General features: G+C 58.1%; 16 protein-coding genes and 1 pseudogene. 4 read left to right on the top strand and 13 right to left on the bottom strand.

Annotated features, from left to right (window positions below):
• Window positions 1-70 precede the first annotated feature (70 nt).
• The 3 genes and pseudogenes from ACFWW4_RS02995 to ACFWW4_RS02985 all read right to left on the bottom strand — a co-directional run bounded on the left by ACFWW4_RS02995 (window position 71) and on the right by ACFWW4_RS02985 (window position 3,106).
• A complete protein-coding gene (locus tag ACFWW4_RS02995; protein WP_411889505.1) occupies window positions 71-2,365 on the bottom strand; it encodes a methyl-accepting chemotaxis protein in 2,295 nt (764 codons plus the stop codon).
• Between the two features lie 235 nt (window positions 2,366-2,600).
• Window positions 2,601-2,978, bottom strand: a pseudogene (locus tag ACFWW4_RS02990) (MerR family transcriptional regulator); the annotation flags it as partial.
• Entirely contained in the window at window positions 2,975-3,106 is a 132-nt protein-coding gene (locus ACFWW4_RS02985) for a hypothetical protein (RefSeq protein ID WP_411889504.1), read from the bottom strand. The gene ACFWW4_RS02985 and the pseudogene ACFWW4_RS02990, both read right to left, overlap by 4 nt.
• 384 nt (window positions 3,107-3,490) lie before the next feature.
• Between ACFWW4_RS02985 and ACFWW4_RS02980 the strand changes: the two genes are divergently transcribed.
• The gene (locus tag ACFWW4_RS02980) at window positions 3,491-4,897 is read left to right on the top strand and encodes a serine/threonine-protein kinase (RefSeq protein ID WP_411889503.1); all 1,407 of its coding nucleotides are present in this window, start codon (window positions 3,491-3,493) and stop codon (window positions 4,895-4,897) included.
• A 286-nt stretch (window positions 4,898-5,183) separates the two neighbouring features.
• On the top strand, window positions 5,184-6,650 hold the full coding sequence (locus ACFWW4_RS02975; RefSeq protein ID WP_411889502.1) for a hypothetical protein: 1,467 nt from the start codon (window positions 5,184-5,186) through the stop codon (window positions 6,648-6,650).
• Window positions 6,651-6,754: 104 nt separating this feature from the next.
• Here ACFWW4_RS02975 and ACFWW4_RS02970 read toward each other — a convergent pair whose 3' ends face one another.
• Window positions 6,755-7,348: a L,D-transpeptidase gene (locus ACFWW4_RS02970; RefSeq protein WP_411889501.1), complete on the bottom strand. Its 594-nt coding sequence runs from the start codon at window positions 7,346-7,348 to the stop codon at window positions 6,755-6,757.
• Window positions 7,349-7,514: 166 nt separating this feature from the next.
• On the opposite strand from ACFWW4_RS02970, the gene ACFWW4_RS02965 reads away from it, so the two are divergent.
• The gene (locus ACFWW4_RS02965) at window positions 7,515-8,066 is read left to right on the top strand and encodes a CAP domain-containing protein (protein ID WP_411889500.1); all 552 of its coding nucleotides are present in this window, start codon (window positions 7,515-7,517) and stop codon (window positions 8,064-8,066) included.
• Here the strand turns inward: ACFWW4_RS02965 and ACFWW4_RS02960 are convergent.
• The 8 genes from ACFWW4_RS02960 to ACFWW4_RS02925 all read right to left on the bottom strand — a co-directional run bounded on the left by ACFWW4_RS02960 (window position 8,063) and on the right by ACFWW4_RS02925 (window position 16,838).
• Window positions 8,063-8,551 (bottom strand): L,D-transpeptidase family protein, encoded by a 489-nt coding sequence (locus ACFWW4_RS02960; RefSeq protein WP_411889499.1) that lies wholly within the window; start codon window positions 8,549-8,551, stop codon window positions 8,063-8,065. The two genes, ACFWW4_RS02965 and ACFWW4_RS02960, sit on opposite strands and share 4 nt — an antisense overlap.
• Window positions 8,552-8,639: 88 nt before the next feature.
• Window positions 8,640-9,842 carry a class I SAM-dependent RNA methyltransferase gene (locus tag ACFWW4_RS02955; RefSeq protein WP_411889498.1) on the bottom strand — a complete coding sequence of 401 codons (1,203 nt, stop codon included), beginning with the start codon at window positions 9,840-9,842 and terminating at the stop codon, window positions 8,640-8,642.
• Window positions 9,843-11,675 carry an ABC transporter ATP-binding protein gene (locus ACFWW4_RS02950; RefSeq protein ID WP_411889497.1) on the bottom strand — a complete coding sequence of 611 codons (1,833 nt, stop codon included), beginning with the start codon at window positions 11,673-11,675 and terminating at the stop codon, window positions 9,843-9,845.
• Window positions 11,672-13,516: an ABC transporter ATP-binding protein gene (locus tag ACFWW4_RS02945; protein ID WP_411889496.1), complete on the bottom strand. Its 1,845-nt coding sequence runs from the start codon at window positions 13,514-13,516 to the stop codon at window positions 11,672-11,674. Before ACFWW4_RS02945 ends, ACFWW4_RS02950 begins: the two co-directional genes overlap by 4 nt.
• A gap of 45 nt (window positions 13,517-13,561) precedes the next feature.
• Window positions 13,562-14,143 carry a LysE family translocator gene (locus ACFWW4_RS02940; RefSeq protein WP_411889495.1) on the bottom strand — a complete coding sequence of 194 codons (582 nt, stop codon included), beginning with the start codon at window positions 14,141-14,143 and terminating at the stop codon, window positions 13,562-13,564.
• Window positions 14,136-15,272 carry a CCA tRNA nucleotidyltransferase gene (locus ACFWW4_RS02935; protein ID WP_411889494.1) on the bottom strand — a complete coding sequence of 379 codons (1,137 nt, stop codon included), beginning with the start codon at window positions 15,270-15,272 and terminating at the stop codon, window positions 14,136-14,138. The genes ACFWW4_RS02940 and ACFWW4_RS02935 overlap by 8 nt, the downstream gene beginning before the upstream one ends.
• Window positions 15,269-15,853 carry a CoA pyrophosphatase gene (locus ACFWW4_RS02930; RefSeq protein ID WP_411889493.1) on the bottom strand — a complete coding sequence of 195 codons (585 nt, stop codon included), beginning with the start codon at window positions 15,851-15,853 and terminating at the stop codon, window positions 15,269-15,271. The genes ACFWW4_RS02935 and ACFWW4_RS02930 overlap by 4 nt, the downstream gene beginning before the upstream one ends.
• Window positions 15,846-16,838: an Hsp33 family molecular chaperone HslO gene (locus ACFWW4_RS02925; protein WP_411889492.1), complete on the bottom strand. Its 993-nt coding sequence runs from the start codon at window positions 16,836-16,838 to the stop codon at window positions 15,846-15,848. Before ACFWW4_RS02925 ends, ACFWW4_RS02930 begins: the two co-directional genes overlap by 8 nt.
• A gap of 76 nt (window positions 16,839-16,914) precedes the next feature.
• Here ACFWW4_RS02925 and ACFWW4_RS02920 point away from each other — a divergent pair, with 76 nt between their 5' ends.
• Complete coding sequence (locus ACFWW4_RS02920; RefSeq protein ID WP_411889491.1) at window positions 16,915-17,382, top strand: NUDIX hydrolase; 468 nt, start codon at window positions 16,915-16,917, stop codon at window positions 17,380-17,382.
• 188 nt (window positions 17,383-17,570) lie between these two features.
• On the opposite strand, the gene ACFWW4_RS02915 is transcribed toward ACFWW4_RS02920, so the two are convergent.
• Window positions 17,571-18,632, bottom strand: coding sequence for an Acg family FMN-binding oxidoreductase (locus tag ACFWW4_RS02915; protein ID WP_411889490.1), 1,062 nt, complete (start codon window positions 18,630-18,632; stop codon window positions 17,571-17,573).
• Between the last annotated feature and the right edge of the window lie 69 nt (window positions 18,633-18,701).

Raw genomic sequence — 18,701 nt, 5'->3', positions numbered from 1 at the left:
CGCAACCCCGAAAGCACCCTGACATTTGAACCGTGCCGGTGGTTTTCTGGATGCTGGCCTGGTAATGCGCCTATGCTGATCGGGCTAGGTCAAAATCCGGCTCTGATAATGCGATGGCCATGGGTGCTGAATGGCGTTGGCTGTGTCGGAACCGGGCGACCAGATTTTGCATTTCGTCTGCCTTTTGCTGCAGCACCCGTGATGAATTGGCGCTTTCGTCAACCATGGCCGCGTTTTCTTGGGTCACCTTGTCCAACATAAGGATGCCAGTGTTGATCTCAGACAGGCCGGTGGCCTGTTCTTCGGCCCCACTGGCGATGTCACGAATATGTTCTGATACTTCGCTCACACTGCTTAGAACTTGTTCGATGGCCGTACCCATATCTGCGACAAGCTTGACACCATGTGTGATGTTTTCATTCGAGTTGACAATCAAGTCGCGGATTTGCGCCGCACTTTCCGATGATCGCTGCGCCAGTGCCCGCACTTCCGATGCGACAACGGCGAAGCCACGCCCGGCCTCACCCGCCCGGGCAGCCTCGACCCCGGCATTCAGGGCCAGAAGGTTGGTCTGAAACGCAATGTCATCCATCAACTGGACAATCTGACCAATCTGATCCGATGACTCCTCAATTGTTTTCATGGCCACGACGGCGTGTGATCGCACGTCTTCGCCATGTTTGGCGTGATCGCGCGCTACATCGATGGCTTGCACAATACCGCGCGCACCGCTGGCCGTTGAATTCACGCTCGCGCTGATCTCGTCCATGGCTGCAGCTGTCTGTTCAAGCGTTGCTGCCTGGTTTTCGGTGCGGCGGGACAAGTTGCCGGTCGCGTCGCTCAGCTTGGTTGCGTCGGTATTGATCAAGTCAGCATTGGCTTGCAGGCTGCTTACAATCTCTGACAGTGCGATGACGGTCTGGTTGAAATTGCGACGAAGCGGCTCATAAGCTTCAGGAAACTCTTCTGAAATCACGCAGTCCAACGATCCGTCAGCCAGGCTTTCCAGTGATGTCTCTACCTTTTTCATGATTTTTGCCTGCACCTCGGCGCTTTCGACACGATCAGCTATCGCCGCCTTGCCCTCTGCAAGCTCGGCCTTGAACCGCTCCAGCGCGCGGGCGATATCGCCCAATTCGTCACCTGTCTTTGTCTGGGCGACGATGCTTTCGAAATCTCCCTCTGCGATGCCGTTCACGCTATTTGCCAGCGCGATGATGCGGCTGGTCAGGGTGCTGGCGATCCAAAAGGCCAGGGCCGCAAGGATGAGCATCACAACTACAGTCTGCAGCGTTGCAAAAGACAACAGTCGATTGGCGGCTGCGTTGGCCTCGCTCAGGTCCTGTTCCAGGATCATCCGCCATTCTGTCCCGAAAAAATCGAACACTTTGGTGTAGGCGATCACCGGGTTGCCGGATAATCCGGGCGCATTGGAAAAGGTCGTTTCTACGCCATCCCGGGCTGCCAAAGTCTGTGGCAGGTCCGGCAGACGATCAAGAATGTCAAAGCCACCGTTTCCGGATGAGCCTGACCGGGCGGTTCCATCGGAACCAATCGCGTAGACCCGACCCGTTTCACCCAGAAGGGGTGATTGCGACAGAATCACGCCAATTTCGTCTATCGGCAATTGGAGCGCCACAACGCCGATCCGTTCGCCAGCATTATCAAAAACCGGCATCGCCACGAACTTGGCGGCTGCACCATTGCTGGGAGCGTAAGCGGCAAAGTCGGTCACATGGATTTCGCCGCGACCCAGTGTCGCCGCAGTGCGATAGGCAACGCCAAGATCACTGTTGGCATATGTGCCGGCCCGGAAATTTGTCGCAAAATCAAGCTCTTTGAAAACCGAATAGATCAGGTTTCCCTCCAGATCGAACAGGAAGATGTCGTAGTAGGACCGAACCGATTGAAGGCTCAGGAAGCTGTCGTGAAACGTGGCGTGCGCCCCCGACCAGGCGGAACCATCATCAGCATCAATCAATTTGTCTTTCTGACCGACCGGATTGGGATTATCGGTGATGTAAAGACGCTGGAGACGCTGTTTTGGCTGATCGCCGAGCTGCGCCCATCCTCCGCGGAACGCCATAATCGCTTGCTGCGTGGTCGTGTCATCGGCCAGGATCCGAATATCCTGCTCGACCGCCGAAAGCCATTTTTGCAGGCCGATTGTCTTGTCTTCAAGTAACTGTTCGAAGGCGACATTCCGCTGCGTGGTCAAGGCCGACTGAGCGGTCACGATCGACAGGGCCGACACGGCAATCATCAAGACCAGTGTTGGCACACCGATCAGGATCGGCATTTTGTATTTCAACTTCAGACGCCGCCATCTGTTGCGCCGGTTCTTGCCGTTCCAAGGCTTTGTCATATCGCCGTCTCCAATGCCAATAACGCACGCGGGCAGGAATTTCCTGCCCGAGAGGAGTGCTAAACCCCATGCGTTGACATTCGATTAAGCCCGACGCGGCTGATCCAGCCTGAAAGCCATACCTGACCTACAGACGAGCAAACTTACGAACCGCTGATCTGTCCGAAGGCTGAATGTCGATAACATGTGCGGCAGGACTTGGACGCTCTTGGGATCTGACAACGTGCAGCTTTGTCCGCAACTGCGCCAGCATCGCCGCACCGCGATCCATATGGTCACGCAGTTCCGTGATCGTTGCTTCCAGTTCGGCATGCCGCTGCACCATATCTTCGAGACGGAGTGCTGCAATCTTCTTGGCCTCGCGCAATTGGGCCCGTTCGCCATCCTCACCATCATAGAGGTTCAGAAGCTGGCGCATTTCTTCCAGGGTAAAGCCAAAACGCTTGCCGCGCAGGATCAGCTTGAGCCGGGCACGATCACGGGGTGTAAACAACCGCTTCTGCCCCTCGCGGATCGGGAACAACAACTCTTTCGCTTCGTAAAACCGCAGTGTGCGAGCGGTGACATCGAATGCATCGCACATGGCACTGATGGTCATCAGATCGGATGTCATTGGGCCACCTCCCGCTTTACGTTGTCCAGGCGAGGACGCACAAACAGCATTGCCGCCAGTTCCTCGACTGCTTCGAAAATGGCAGCGCCCTTTGGGGCAGTGGTCATGGTGTGTTGTGTATTATGCATTGCATCCCTCCTAATGACTTCAAAAAGAGCGATGAGACCCGGCAAACAGTTCTCTCAAGACGCGGCCCCACACTCGCTGAAAGGATCATGCATCCAAAGCGCTTTGGATTTCAGGCTACCGGGGGTGACTCTTAGGTTACAAAATGGGGTAACCCATTGATTCTAATACGATGTCATGACTTTTTTGTATGAAAGACAAGCTTGATGCCGCGGACAGAATCAATGTCAAATAAGATTTGCGCGGCAGCAATACATCGGCAATGATCAGCCAAATACCCATAACTTTTCCCATGTTGGCCGCAAAGCAAACATATTTGCGCTGCAGGAAGGACTCGTTTGGTTGAAACGGGACGTGCTTTTTTCAGGCACAGGACATGGTGGCAGATGACTTCGGCACAGAGCACAGAGCTCGAAGGACCTCCGGAAGAACGGAGTGAGGCGCTTCCCGAGGGAACGCGGCTTCTGGGCGACCAGTTCACAATCAAAAAGCAGATCGGCAAGGGTGGTTTCGGCATCACCTACCTGGCCGAGGATAGTTTTCTTGATCGCACCGTTGTCATCAAGGAATGCTTTCCCGAAGTTTTCTGTCACCGTGCTGGAAAATCGGTCCTCGTGCGATCCACCGCGAACCACGACAAATACCGGTCCATCGTCGATATGTTCATGCGCGAGGCACGCAGCATAGCCAAGCTGCGCCACCCCAATATCATCGGAGTCCATCGGGTATTCGAGGATAACGATACGGCCTACATGGCGCTTGATCTGATCGAAGGCCGGGACCTCCTCGACATTATCAAGAATGACAGCCAGACGCTGACGCCTGACCAGATCAGGAATATGCTGCATAAGCTGCTGGATGCGGTTGATGTGGTGCACCAGCAGGACCTGCTGCATCGTGACATTTCACCCGACAACATCCTGATCGACAAATGGGGCAACCCAGTTCTGATCGATTTTGGTGCCGCCCGTGAAGAGGCGAGCCGCGAAACCCGCGCGCTATCTGCTGTGCTGATCGTCAAGGATGGGTATTCACCGCAGGAGTTCTATTTCTCGGGCGGAAAGCAGACCCCTAGCAGTGATCTATATGCACTTGCAGCCACGTTTTATCACCTGATCTCGGGCACCGTCCCACCCAACAGCCAGACCCGGATGGCCGAAGTTGCCGGTGGCGGCGAAGACCCGTGTGAGCCGCTGGACGGCCGGTTTGACGATTACGCCCCGGAATTCCTGCAAGCCATTGACCGGGCCATGCGCGTTTTGCCAAAGGAGCGCCTGCAATCCGCCCGCGACTGGATGGATATGCTGGACCCCAATAAGAAGCGGCCCTCGCCACTGGTCCTGTCGCAGAAGAATGATCTGAGCAAGACGCTGACCCGCCTCGTTTCGGAAACCAATGAATACGTGCTGAAATCCGAACCGCGCAAAGCAGAGCCGCAAAAACCCCCAAAGGCAGAACCTGTGGTATCAATCCCGGACTGGGTGCGCGAGTTCAATGAAGAAACATCACAAACGCTGCCACCCACTGAACAAAAAGCGCCGGCCGCCAGAGATCGGGCGCCTGCGCCAAGTAGTTCGGACGAAATCAGCCATGATCTGGATGAGGATGAATATCTGGAAGCAGATGACGCACCATCAGGTCGCCGCTTGTCCATGCCATCGGGCCTACGGTCCAAATTCTGGCGGCGCATGAACAAGATCCGCGCCAGCTGGATGGTCATCCTACTGGCTATCGTCATCGTCCAACACGATCCAAGTGGTGTTGCCAACCTCGCCGTTGCGCTGCTGCAGTAGCACCGCGGATGGCCTTGTAAGTTTGGATGGTCGCGCCAGAGGGTTTTCACGGGACTGTTACTGTTGAAAGCTGAATACAGCTTAAGGTAGTTATTGACAGCACCATCTCGCGCACGACTGCATTCAATTCAGCCTCATTTCGCTGAGAAAATAGGCGGGCGTACCGCACCCTATCCGGCGTTCTGACCGATGGCCTATAGTCGAGCGGTCTAAGAAGTCGAATTTGTTCCAGTCGATCATCAAAAGATCAACGCAACAATCATGACCAACGGATAGGACGGTTCACATGTCACTGGATACCGACAAGAATGCCTTTTGGGCAAACCTTGAAACACGCTCAGAAGCGGATCAATCGGACGGACCTGAGCAAGGCTTCCCCACGGATGAATTCCAATTTCATGACACGGCACAAGGTTCTACGGAACATGCAACACTCGTCAGCGAGGCGCTGCACGCTGCATTGGACAGCCGCGATATCACGATCACAGACAGCGAAGAGGCCGGCGCTTTCAAATCGGCAGCGTCATTGCTGCAAGCCGTTTTCGAATCCGACATTGAAACACGCACGGACGTCGCGGGACTGCTCGGCGATGAACTGAACGTGACCTTTGTCGACGACTTTGCCACCACCGACGGCACCGCCTTAAACGGCGCCGCCATTCTGGGCAGCGACGAAGTTATCATTGATAGCGCGCTGACGGGCGAGGAACTGCGCGACACTCTGATCGAAGAAATCGCCGAAACCGCATATCAACAGGCTTACGACAGCACCTCCCCCGGTGATTTCGGGGCCGAGGTGCTTGCCCGGTTGAAGGGTGAAGACAGCGAAGAGGCCCTTGCCGGATACTCAAAGGATACCGAAGCCGATACGGTTGAGACTGAATTTGGCACAGCAGAGGCGATGAACGACGATGATCTGGCGCAGTTCGTCAAAAACATTGAAGACGCAAATGCCGGCATCGATATCTATGGTGCACAGTTTTACGATCGTGCGACATACGACGAGTACTACGAAGCAAGTGGTGCCGGAAGCGACGATACGTTGGAGAAAACATTCTGGGGTGATGAATTCCTCGATGCGCTGATGCTAGGGGGTGGTGGCTTTGACTTCAACGATGACGGCACGCCCAGTTATTCATATTATGGCTTTCTCAACGCGGCAGATGAACCGAAAGGCGAGGTCATATCCAGAGCAAGCGAGTACGAATATACACCGATCCAAGGATTGTCCGACGAGTTCAGGTATGATGGTGTGACACCGGGGCAATTGCGAATTGGATGGAGTTACGAAGAAAATCAGACGTTCACTATTGCGGAAGAAATCAACTACTCCGAAAGCGTTGAGGTGGATGGTCAGATTGGCTTTAAAGTCGCCAACTTGGAGTATTCTGGTGGTGTTTCCAATACAAAGGTGAGCGGAGGCAGCATCACCGAATCCAACACATGGTCTGCTACAACGAGTGCCAATGAGACATATGTCGCGGATGTAGAAAACTATCCGCCAGACGTGCCGATCTATTATGGTGAGCATACCGTTGTTGCAGACGTTAATATGCAGACACGCTATGATCTCTGGTTAATGGCTGTTGATGAAAACGGCTACTTGGATGGGATTATCCAGCTGGACGTCTCAGATACGCGGGTTGTTGAAGATTATCTGGTCAGCATTGCGAAGGCGTACACGACGGGCGACGGCTTGGTACTAGACGAAAACATCGCCAACTCACTTGGTATCGACTTTGGTTTTGTCTAGCCGTGGTCGCGATTTGAACAATAGCTGTGCTTTTAACAATTGGGCTATAAAAAAGGGCGCATCAATCGGATACGCCCTTTTTGACTGTTTGGATGATTTATACTTCAGATCAGCAGAACCTGCGTACCGACCTTGGCGTAGCTGTAAAGTTCCGCAATCTGTTCGTTATAAAGGCCAATGCATCCATTCGACGACCGACGACCGATCTTGCGCGTGTCATGTGTGCCGTGGATCCGGTAGTACTGCCATGACAGGTGAAGCGCGTGTGTTCCCAGCGGGTTATCCGGGCCTGGGCCGATAAAATCGGGCCATTCGGGGTTGCGCAGCTTCATCGCCGGTGTGGGTGCCCAGCTGGGGCCTTCCACCTTGCGGGTAATCTCGGTCCGGCCTTTGCGGGTCAGATCCTCGGTCAGGGGGACGCTGGTCGGGTACAGCTTGTAGATTGACTGGTCTTCGGACCAGTAATGCAGGGCCCGCGACTGGATATCGACCAGAATGGCCCCGTTGTTCAGGTTGCTGAAATAGGGCTGCCAGTCCAGCGACCGGAAACTGGAGATGTTCCTTTTGACGCCAGCACTTATGTCGCTTTCGATTTCGGTCGTGTTGGCGGTCTGCGCCATTGCACCCGTCCCGATTGTGGCAGCGGTGGCCGCCAGAAAACCACGGCGTGACAGGCCATTCATCGTGTCTTTTGACATCAGTTACTCCGTTCGGGGCAAACACTCTTTCAAAGCTGCAATCTAAAGTGTCCCGCCCCCATTCGCAATTCACACAAACGTCAGGCAAACAAGGTTCCGTGCAACCGGGTTTGAACTGTCACACCATTCCCGCTAAGGAACGATGACTTATCAAGGTGAAGCAACGATGTACCGACGCAATTTGATTCTGGGACTGGCCGCAGCGGGCATGGCCGCTTGTTCACAAGTACCCGAAGGCCGGATCGGGCCTGACGGCCTGCCCTTGCCCACGATTTATCGGATCAGGCCGGGGCAAGAGGCTGAAATCCAGTTCCGGATGCTGGATAGCGTCAACGCCCTGCGCACGGCCCGTAACCTGGCGCCGGTCGAGTTGAACGCGCAGCTCAATGCGGCTGCCGCAACGCATTCACGCGATATGTCGATCCAGAACCGCCCGTGGCTCTTTGGTTCTGACGGATCGAGCCCGCTGGACCGTGCGCGGCGCGTGGGCTTCCCTGGCCGGTTGTTGGGCGAAAACATTTCTGAATCCTATGAGGGCGAGTTGCCGACACTGGCGGCGTGGATGGAACAACCCGACACACGAGCGGTCATTCTGGACCCCAACGCGCGGCAAATGGGGTTCGCCTGGTTCCAGGAGCCAGCGGGCAAACTATGGTGGACACTGAACATGGGCAGCGACCCTGCGGTCAGCCGGCCCATCCCGAGTGCAGCGTTCTAGGCGTAGATAAAGATCTTTGTGCCATTTTTGACCATGGCATAGATTTCATCCATTTCGTTATTCTGAACGGCGATGCAGCCCCATGTCCAATCGGGGATGCCAACGGCGCGGCTTGGTGTGCCATGGATGAAGATGTCGCCGCCCGGATCAAGTCCATTCGCACGGGCATAGGCGATATCATTCGCGTTTGGATATGAAATACCAAGCGACAGATGGAAACGGCTGTAGGGATTGCGCCGGTCGATCAGATAGGCGCCTTCGGGTGTGCGCCCGTCCCCTTCGTGAACCTTGTGGCCGGTTGGTGCAAATCCAAGCTGGAAGTTATAGGCTTTCAACAGGTTGTTGTTATGCAGCAGCTGCATGTGCCGCTTGCCCTTGAAGACCTGAATGCGCGTGACTTCGGGGCCTTTATACTGCGGCACCTTCGCGCTGCAGCCCGCAATGCCAAGTGCAGCCCCCACCATCATGGATCGTCTTGAAATCATAATACTGTGCCTCGTTCACCGGTCTGCGCCGTTTATGATGTGCTACACCAAATTTACGGTTAACGGTAGAAAAACATGGGGCATGCGCTCATTTCCGTGTGAATGGTGCCACAATTTCCACATGCGGTGACCAGCGGAACTGATCGACCACCTGCACCCAGGGCATAGTGAACCCCGCATCGACCAGCGTCTTGGCGTCCCGGGCGAATATCACCGGGTTACAGGACACCATTGCGACCGTTTTGATGTCCGATGATGCGAGCGTTTCTATCTGCGCTTCGGCACCTGCACGGGGCGGGTCGATGACGGCAGCATCGTAATGCCGCAACTCATCCGGTTCGAGCGGACGTCGGAACAGATCACGGGCCTCGGTAGTGACGCGACGCAGGTTTCGGCCGGCGCGCCAGCCGCGATCCAGTGCCGCCAGCATTTCGGCCTCGCCTTCCACCGCGTGAACCTGCGCCCGGTTTGCAAGGGGCAGCGCGAAGGTGCCGCATCCGGCGAACAAATCGACGATGCGTGCAGCACCCTGGGTGATGTCGTTCACCGCGGCCAGCAGGGTAAGCTCCCCATCTTTGGTCGCCTGCAGGAACGCGCCGGGCGGCGGTGTAACCTGCGTTCCCGCGAAATCCTGGACCGGGGCGCTCAGGGTGACGACGGGTTCATCATTCCAGACAAGTCTGGCTACATTGTGGGTCTGCGCATAGGCCGCCAGTTCCAACCGCAGCTGCGGTGTCAGATCTTTTTCAGTTTCAACCAGAATATCCGGGCCGCTAGTTGTGTCAGTAACCGTCAGATCAATCTCGCCCTTGCGTGAACACGCCATAACGGTCAGCGCCTCAAGCGCTGGCAGGCAGGCGGCCAATGCCGGTGTGATCAGCATACAATCCGGGATGGCAACCAGCGTGTCAGAGCCTTTGGCATGGAACCCGACCAAGGCACCTTTTTTTGTGCGGCGCCCCGAAAATTTGGCGCGGCGGCGCGAACGCCATGGGGATGTGACGATGTCCCGGAGGCGCGGCTGCAACCCTCGCGCTTCTAACGCTTTGGCCACGATGGACAGCTTCCATTCGGCCACGAACATGTCGTGGGCATGCTGCATCGCACAGCCGCCGCAGGATTTGAAATGTCGGCAAGGCGGGGCGACACGGTCGGTCGAGGGCGTCACGATCCGGACCGTTCCGTCCTGTGCCACGTCGACCTCTTCCCCTGGCAGGACACGCGGCAACAGTGACTGCCCGTCAGAGGCCCGGCCAAGGCCGAGATGGGTCAGGCTTTCGATGGTCAGCATTTATTCCGCCGCTTCCTGCGCATTAATGAACCCGCCCGACTGCCGGTTCCAGTAGCGCGCGTAAAGCCCGCCCTTGGCCAGCAGATCGTCGTGAGTCCCTTCCTCGACCACGCGGCCAGCGTCAAGCACGATGATCCGGTCCATCTGGGCGAGGGTCGACAGGCGGTGCGCGATGGCGATGACGGTCTTGCCATGCATGATGGTTTCAAGGGCGTGCTGGATGGACGCCTCAACCTCGGAGTCAAGCGCGCTGGTGGCTTCGTCCAGCACGAGGATAGGCGCGTCTTTCAGGATGGCGCGCGCTATCGCAATGCGCTGGCGCTGGCCGCCGGATAGTTTGACACCGCGCTCGCCCAAATGCGCGTCATAGCCGGTGCGCCCCTTGTGGTCCTGAAGGTCGAGGATGAAATCATGCGCTTCGGCCTGACGCGCCGCCGCCTCAATTTCATCCTGCGTCGCGTCGGGTTTCCCATAGCGGATATTGTCGCGGGCGGACCGGTTGAACATCGCCGTTTCCTGCGTGACCATGGCGATCTGGCGGCGCAGACTTTCCTGCGTGACCTCGCGGACATCCTGCCCGTCGATCAGCACGCTGCCCTCTTCGGTATCATAAAGCCGCAACAGCAACGCGACGAGCGTGGATTTCCCTGCACCAGATGCCCCAACCAGCCCCAGTTTTTCGCCAGGTGCCACCGTCAGGCTGACATCATTCAAACCGCCTGGTCCACCGCCGTAGCTGAAGCTCACATGGCTTAGATCAATCGCGCCTTTATGGGCCTTAAGCTGGTCCGCGTCATCGGCATCGGTCAGCTTGTGCGGCGGGCTGAGTGTGAGCATGGCGTCTTCAATCTCACCCACATTGGCGTACATGCCCATCAGCGTGAAACTGACCCAACCCGTCATCTGCGACAGACGCAAGGCAATCGCCCCGGCAGCGGCGATATTACCCGCAGTCGCGGCACCGGCGGTCCAGAAATATAGTGTGGCGCCGACCAGCAGGATGGGCAGCAGCCCGCCCAGCGCCATCAGCCAGAACCGGAAAGACGCAGACAACCATCCATAGTTGACTGCAGTACCCCAGTAGTTCGCCATAGCGTCGATGGCCGCCCGGTCTTCGTGATCGTCATGGGCGAAGAGTTTGACGGTCTTGATATTGGTGATCGTGTCCACGACTTGTCCGGTGACCATGGCGCGCGTCGCCGCCCGCGCCTTTGACCGTTTGCGGATGCGGGGCATGAAGAAGCGGATCATCCAGATGTAAGCAGCAACCCACAGCGCCAGCAGGGCCGCAGTGCGAATGTCGATGGTCAGAAGCAGGATCACCGAACCGACAAGCGAGGCGAGCGCGAAGGCGACGGTGTGGATCATGTCCACGATCAGGTCTGTCGTTGCCCGTGCCGCCTGCATCTGCTTTTGCGCGATGCGACCTGCGAAATCATCGTCAAAGAAGGTGACGGATTGACCCAGCGAATGCCGGTGCAGCCGCGACAGGATCAGGTTGCTGAGCGATGGGCCAACGACAACGGCCTGCATGACGCCTGAGACTCCGAGGATGATCGGGCGCAGGACAACAAAGAACACGGTGACCCCAAGCAGCAGGATCACGTTGTCGGAGAAGTAGCTGCCGCTTTCGGACGTCAGTGCCGCATCGATCACCCAGCCCAGCATCAGCGCTGTCAGCACCTCAAGCGTACCGGCCAGCGCCGAGACCAGTCCAGCCAGAATGGTGACTTTTGTGCTGCCACGCAGGCACCAGCCCAGAAACGCGATCAGCGTCTGGGGCGGTGGCCCTTCGGCCCGCTCAAAAGGGTCGATCCAGCGTTCCGGTTTCATTCCGCTACCTGTGTGTCCTGCCCCAGAAAGCCGCCGGATTGCCGCGCCCAGAACCTTGCATATTGTCCGTTTTCCGCCAGCAGCGCGTCATGGGTGCCATCCTCGATGATCCGGCCCTGATCCACGACGATGATCCGGTCCATGCGCGCGATGGTCGACAGACGGTGCGCGATGGCGATTACTGTCTTGCCTTCCATCATGCCGTAAAGCGTGCGCTGAATGGCGGCTTCGACCTCACTATCTAGGGCGCTGGTCGCTTCATCCAAGAGCAGGACGGGCGCATCTTTCAGAATGACCCGGGCAAGGGCAATCCGCTGGCGTTGCCCGCCGGAGAGTTTCACACCGCGTTCGCCGACCTTGGCGTCATAGCCTTTGTTGCCTTCGCTGTCTTCCAGCCCGAGGATAAAGTCATGCGCCTCGGCCTTTTTGGCCGCCGCGATCATGTCATCGTCAGTTGCGTCCGGGTTGCCATAGACGATGTTGTCCCGCACCGACCGGTGCAACAACGCGCTGTCCTGCTGGACCATGCCGATGTTGCGGCGCAGGCTGTCCTGCGTCACATCCATGATGCTTTGGCCGTCGATAGAGATTGTTCCCTTCTCCGCATCGTAGAAACGCAACAGCAGCTTCACCAGCGTCGATTTACCTGCACCGGATTGCCCGACCAGCCCGATCTTTTCACCCGGCGCGATGGTCAGGTTGATCCGGTCCAACCCGCCCGCCTCTTTGCCGTAATGGTGCGAGAGGTTGGTGATCTCGACCTTGCCGTCAGTGACCTCCAGCGGCTTGACCGTCTGGTCCAGCAGCTTGATCGGCTGGGCGATGGTTTGCATGCCCTCTGAGACAACCCCCAATTCTCGGAAGAAGTTGCTGGTCGCCCACATGATCCAGCCGGACATGGCGTTCAGGCGCAAGGCCAGCGTGGTGGCCACGGCAACCACGCCGACAGTCGCTGTGCCCAGACCCCAGAGCCACATGGCCCAGCCGACAACACCGACGATCAACAGACCGTTCAGTATCATCAGGCCCACATCCATGATCGTGTAAAGCCGCATTTCCGCCTGGAAGGTCTGGCGGCTTTGTTCCATCGCGTCCTTGGCATAGGCGATTTCGCGGTCGTGATGGGCGAACATCTTGACCGAATGAATATTGGTGTAGCTGTCCACGATCCGACCGGTGACCTTGCTACGCGCATTTGATGCGGCCTCTGATGCAGGCCCGATGCGTTTAACGACCCAGCGCAGCAGCACCAGGTAGGGGATCAGCCACATAAGCAGCGGAATAACCAGCCGAATGTCGGCCTGGCCCAACAGGATAGCGGCAGCGATAACATAAGCCGCCGCATAGGTCAGCGCATCGAAGAGCTGAAACACCACCTCGCCCGCTGACGATGGCGTCTGCATGATCCGGTTGGCGATCCGGCCCGCAAAATCATCCTCAAACCAGCCGACCGACTGGCGCAGGACATGGCGGTGCGCACGCCAGCGCACCAGTGTCGTGAAGTTTGGCAGGATCGTCTGGTGCAGCAACATGACCTGCGCGATATGCAGGATCGGGCGCAGGGTCAGGATGAAAAGAGCGACAAGAATGAATTCAAGCCCATGCCGCGCCCAAACCTCTGCAGGAGCACCGCTCGAAAGCGTGTCCACCAGCCGCCCGACATAGCCCAAAAGCCAGATTTCCACACCTGCGATAACCACAGACCCGATGGCGGTGACCAGCAATACCCATTTGAACGGTTCCGCGTAGATACGCAGAAACGGATAGAGCCGCTTGGGCGGCGTGTCGGTCTCCTGATACTTGGTATAGGGATCGACAAGACCTTCGAACCAACGAAACATGGGTCTGCCTTCCGGGTTAATGCCGGTGACATAACAAGATTTCGGTCAGAGGAAAACCAGAAGAGAAAACACGCCAAGGGCGAGCGCCATGGCGCGCATGAAGATGCGCCAGGCCGATGGGTTTTTCAGCAAGTAGGACAGCAGTGCTCCCGCCATGGCCCAGAACAGGCAGACGCCCAGATTGATGCCTGAAAATGTGGTGGCCAGGGTGATGGCCTGTTTCGCTGGGGGCAATGTGGCGACATAGGCGGTAGCGCTGAAGGCAACTGCCCAAACCTTGGGATTGATCCATTGAAACAGGACCGCCTCGACAAAAGTGAAAGGACGGTCGCGGTCACGGGTCTTGGCCGGGTCGGCGTGCCAGAGGGTCCATGCCATCCACAATATCCAAAAGCTGGCCCCGATTTTCAGCACAAGCGTGAGCACGGGTTGCGCCGCGAGCAGCGCGCCGATGCCCAATCCGGTGATCCCCGACGTGATCCCGACGCCGATGGCCACGCCAAGGATATGCGGCACGGTTCGCTGGAAGCCAAAGCGCGCGCCGGACGCGGTGAGCAGGATAACATTGGGTCCGGGCGAGAACAGGCCGAAGAAGACGAAACCGAACAGGGGCAGTAGCTCAGCCAAGCAAGTCTGCCTTTGTGAGGGTAAAGCCGGACGCGATCCAGCGTTGTTCGGCTTGTTTCAGTACAGCACCCAGCGCAGCACCTTGCAGATCGGGCATCAGATCGGCGGCTTTGAGGGGAAAGGTCTGTTTGGCCGCGTGTTCAACCGTTTCGATCTGTGCAGGGTCAATCGGGGTGCCCAGCGATGCCGCTTCGATCAATAGCCGATCCATCCCGATCCCGGCCCCGAACCGATAGGCGGCTTCGGCATGGGTCATGTCTGACCCGATCTGTTCGATCTGCTTGATCTGATCCTTGGACAGGCGCAGGGCAGCTATGGGATCACCGCCAAGCGCGACGAGGCGCCGGATCGGGTCCAGCGCATGGCCCGCCTGCTGCTCCAGATGCACAAGCACGGGAAGCGCAGCGGTTGCGGCACCGGGGAGGATTTGCGCCAACCCGCCGGTGGACGCCATTGAAGCGACGACCGGGGCGGGGTCCGGGGCGGACAGCAGTTTCAGCAGTTCGCTGGTCACACGTTCCACTGACAGACCCTGCAAGCCTTCGATATTGGCGGCACAGGCGGCGAGCGCGTCAGCGTCTGGCCCTTCGTCAGCGTCACCGTACCAGGCGTGAAAGCGGAAGAACCGCAGGATGCGCAGGTAGTCCTCTTTGATCCGCTGATCCGCATCTTCGATAAACCGGATCCGCCGGGCGTGCAGGTCCGGCAGCCCGCCAAGAGGATCGGCGATGGTGCCATCGGGGGCTGCATAAAGCGCGTTTATCGTGAAATCGCGCCGCCGGGCGTCGTCGGTCATGTTGTCGGCAAATGCGACCGTTGCGCGCCGCCCGTCGGTTGCGACGTCATGGCGGAAGGTTGTGATCTCAAACGGGATATCGTCGACGATCACGGTGACGGTCCCATGGTCGATCCCGGTCGGTACGACCCTGAGGTTCGCGGCTTCGGCCAGTTCCGTCACCTTGTCAGGATGCGCATCGGTCGTCAGATCAAGATCGGCGACAGGTTCGCCCAGCAGGGAATTGCGCACGCATCCCCCGACAAACCACGCCTGATAGCCGGCTTCTGTCAGCACTCGGCAAACGGTTTGCGACGGCTGATCAGTCAGCCAAGGATCGGTCAGCCTGGTCACGACATCCGGTCCGCCAAGGCGCGCAGGATACGCGCGGTCGCGCCCCATACATAATACGGGCCGTAGGGCACGGTGTAGTAGAGGCGCTTGCGACCCTGCCAGATCCGCCCTTCGACACGGAACATCGATGGGTTCGCCAAATGGGATAGCGGGACTTCAAAGACTTCGCTGACTTCACCGGCTTCGGGGACCGGATCATAATGGCCTGACACTAGCGCCAGCACAGGTGTCACCTGATATCCGGTGACAGTCTGGTGGGGCGGCAAGGTGCCAAGGGTTTCGACCAGTTGGGCGGGCAGGCCGATTTCTTCTTCCGCCTCGCGTAAGGCGGCGTTGATGATTGTCTTGTCGGTGTCGTCTTGTTTGCCGCCCGGAAAGGCGATCTGGCCGGGGTGGTGTTTCAGCCGGGCCGACCGTTTGGTCAGGATCACGGATTCAGTTTCGGCCCTGACACCCACCAGAACCGCCGCCGGGGTCAGCTTGCAATCGGGAACCTGCACATCTTTATTGAGGTCGAAATCCGATGATGCGCTGCCCGGTCGGGACAGCGCATCAGTCAGGCGTGTTTTCAGGTCAGGCACTGGCGTTCTTTGCCTCAAAACCCAGTGTTTCGGGTTCAAAAACGTAATGGGACCCGCAGAACTGACAGTCGGCCGTCACCGTGCCTTCGTCGGTTACCATCGTGCTTATGTCCTTGGCCGAGTAGATCGAGAGGCTTTGGCGCACCTTGTCTTCGGAGCAGCTGCACCCGAACTTGACCGGCTGGGCATCATACACACGCGGCTTTTCTTCGTGGAACAGGCGCACCAGTAGGTCGGTCGGCGTTACGGAGGGGCCGATCAGTTCAATGTCATCGACCGTGTCCAGCAGGGCGTTGGCGCGGGTCCAGTTTTCGCCTTCGTCCTCGGTCAGGATGTCAGTCGCATCCAGCAGCCCATCCTCACCGGATCCACCGTCGCCCTTGGCGAATGGTGACGCCTTGGGCATGTGCTGCAGCATCACGCCGCCAGCACGCCAATGGGTGCCTTCGCCGGGCATTTGCGACTGGCCGTAGGTCAGCGAAAACCGGGTCGGCAGCTGTTCGGACTGGGCGAAATAGGTTTCTGCACAGGCCGACAGCGACCCACCTGCGATGGGCGTAATCCCTTGATAAGGCGTCATTCCTTCGCCCTGATCAATCAGGATGGCAAAGTATCCCTGACCGATCTGGGGGAACGGATCGCCATCAAGATCAAGCCGGTCTGCATCATAGGACGCATAGGCTCGGATGCGGGCCGGTTCACCGTCTTCGGTGGGACCGTAATAATCGGTCGCGATCAGACGCACCGCCCCTGACCCGCGCACTTGCAAGGACAGCTTCCAGCGCAGTTTCACCGTCTGCCCGATCAGCGCGGTCAGCAAGGCCATCTCGGCCACCAGCCCTTCGATCATGGGCGGATAGTTGTGTTGCGACAGGACCTGTTCCAGCACGCCATCCAGACGCGCCACCCGGCCACGGATGTCGGAGGCGTCCAGTTGGAACGGCAGGACGGTATCGTCCCAGGCGATTTGCGCACTGAGGCTCATGGGCTTTCCTAACTTATCAGGAGTTGGCATACCGCGCCTATATAGGCGGAGCAAGCCAGCGTCCAAGGGGTGAGCTATGATCAGGCGGTATGGCGAGGTGCCAAAAAACGGGCAGCGGTATCGGGTAAGGCACGGGGCTTATGGGGTTTTGTTGCGTGAGGGTCAGGTGTTGCTGACCTGGCAGGGCGGTATCCATAACGAGCTGCAACTGCCCGGCGGCGGGGTTGATCCGGGTGAAAGCATGGTCCGCGCATTGCATCGGGAGGTGTTCGAGGAAACTGGCTGGACCATCGCCCGGCCGCGGAGATTGGGGGCGTTCCGGCGGTTTGCCTATATGCCCGAATATGACAAATGGGCCGAGAAAATCTGCCATATCTATCAGGCTTTTCCCGTACGTCGGCTAAGCGACCCGACCGAGCCTGAACATACGGCGATCTGGATGGATCTGGCGGCAGCAGTACCGCTTTTGTTCAACCGGGGCGACGCGGCATTTCTGGAAAGGTTGAACGGGACCGCGCAACGTTCGGTGGGTGGGGCAGGCTGACGCAACACCCCGGGATCGGCGTTTTTGCGAATCATCAGTTAACACTGGGTTTTGGCTAAAATTGCCGGTCGGCATCGCGTCGGCAAAACGTCGGACTTGCGTCGGACCCTTTTGCCGCATTTTGGCGGGTTAAGGCAGCGCGCGGTCGGAATCCTAATGTGGTGTTAAGGAACTAACGGCCTGCAGGCTCAGACAATTACAGCCTCGACCGGGCGTCGCAGCGACATTGGCAAAGCCGGCGCACGACCAAACCTGACGACAAGGTCCGGTCGCCCATCCGGCATCCCCAGCCACCCCGCGAGTTCCTGACGCAGTGACGGTACTTCGATGGGTTGGTTGATATGCGCGCTACGGATGCCCAGCGCCGTGGCCTGCAAGGCAAAGCGTTCGAAGCTGCGGCCAACCTTGATCCAGTGTTCCGGGTCAGCGCGGTCGCCAATAAAGACCGCGACCCCTGCAGAAGACCGAATATGATCGCGATACTTGTCATTTTCGGCATCCTTGGTGAAGACCGCGTTGAATAAAAAGCCGCCCATCCATTCCGGCGTCACCGGGTTGCCGGAACACGCGCTGAAAAGCCCGTCGCCGGTTGCTACCGCACGCCCAGAGCTGAACCTGATCCAGTCACGCAGCTCTGCCACGAAGGCCGGATCGTCGATCTGCGCGCTATTGCCTTCGATAACCATTTCAAGGATTGCATCGCGGTCGGACGCCTCTGTGAAGAACTGAACAGAAACACCCTCTTCCTGCACTGCTGCTTCTAACAAGCCGATATCGCTGGCTGATATCGGCTGCCCGTCATACGCCGAACGTGTTGATTGGCGCTGGGGGATGGCCTGATAAAGGGGTCCCTCTGTTACCGGGCCGCTTTCAAAGGCGACGTCGATGGACGTTTCAGCGCCGCCTGCAATACCGACACCTGCTGACCGACCTGTCGCAGCCGCCGCGATGACCAGATTTTCAGCGGCACAGCCAAGGCTGACATAAAGGTGGTGGTCATCAGGATCGACTACTGCCGTCCGACGCGTGAGGTCGGGGTGGATGCTCAGGCCGTTCTCGCGCAGTTGAAACACCCATGGTTGCGTGTTGTGGCCATTCGCGGCGAGGGTCGATAGCCGCACAAGTTCGGTCAGATCGGGGTCAGCCGACAACAGCCGTCGCTGCTGTTCCAACAATTCCTGATACCCGTCGAGCCGCGGCCAGAGCCCGTAACCGATGCCGCCTATAGCTGCTGCCGACACTGTGGTCATGATCAACCCCCGTCGTGAAATCATCGCCGCCCCCTGGATCTGCACCTGATTGACGTGGGCTGGCATACA

The organism is Yoonia sp. SDW83-1, from assembly GCF_046762885.1.
Taxonomy (GTDB): Bacteria; Pseudomonadota; Alphaproteobacteria; order Rhodobacterales; family Rhodobacteraceae; genus Yoonia.
The sequence above is the reverse complement of the archived record's forward strand: the minus strand, read 5'-3'. Positions and strand labels throughout refer to the sequence as shown.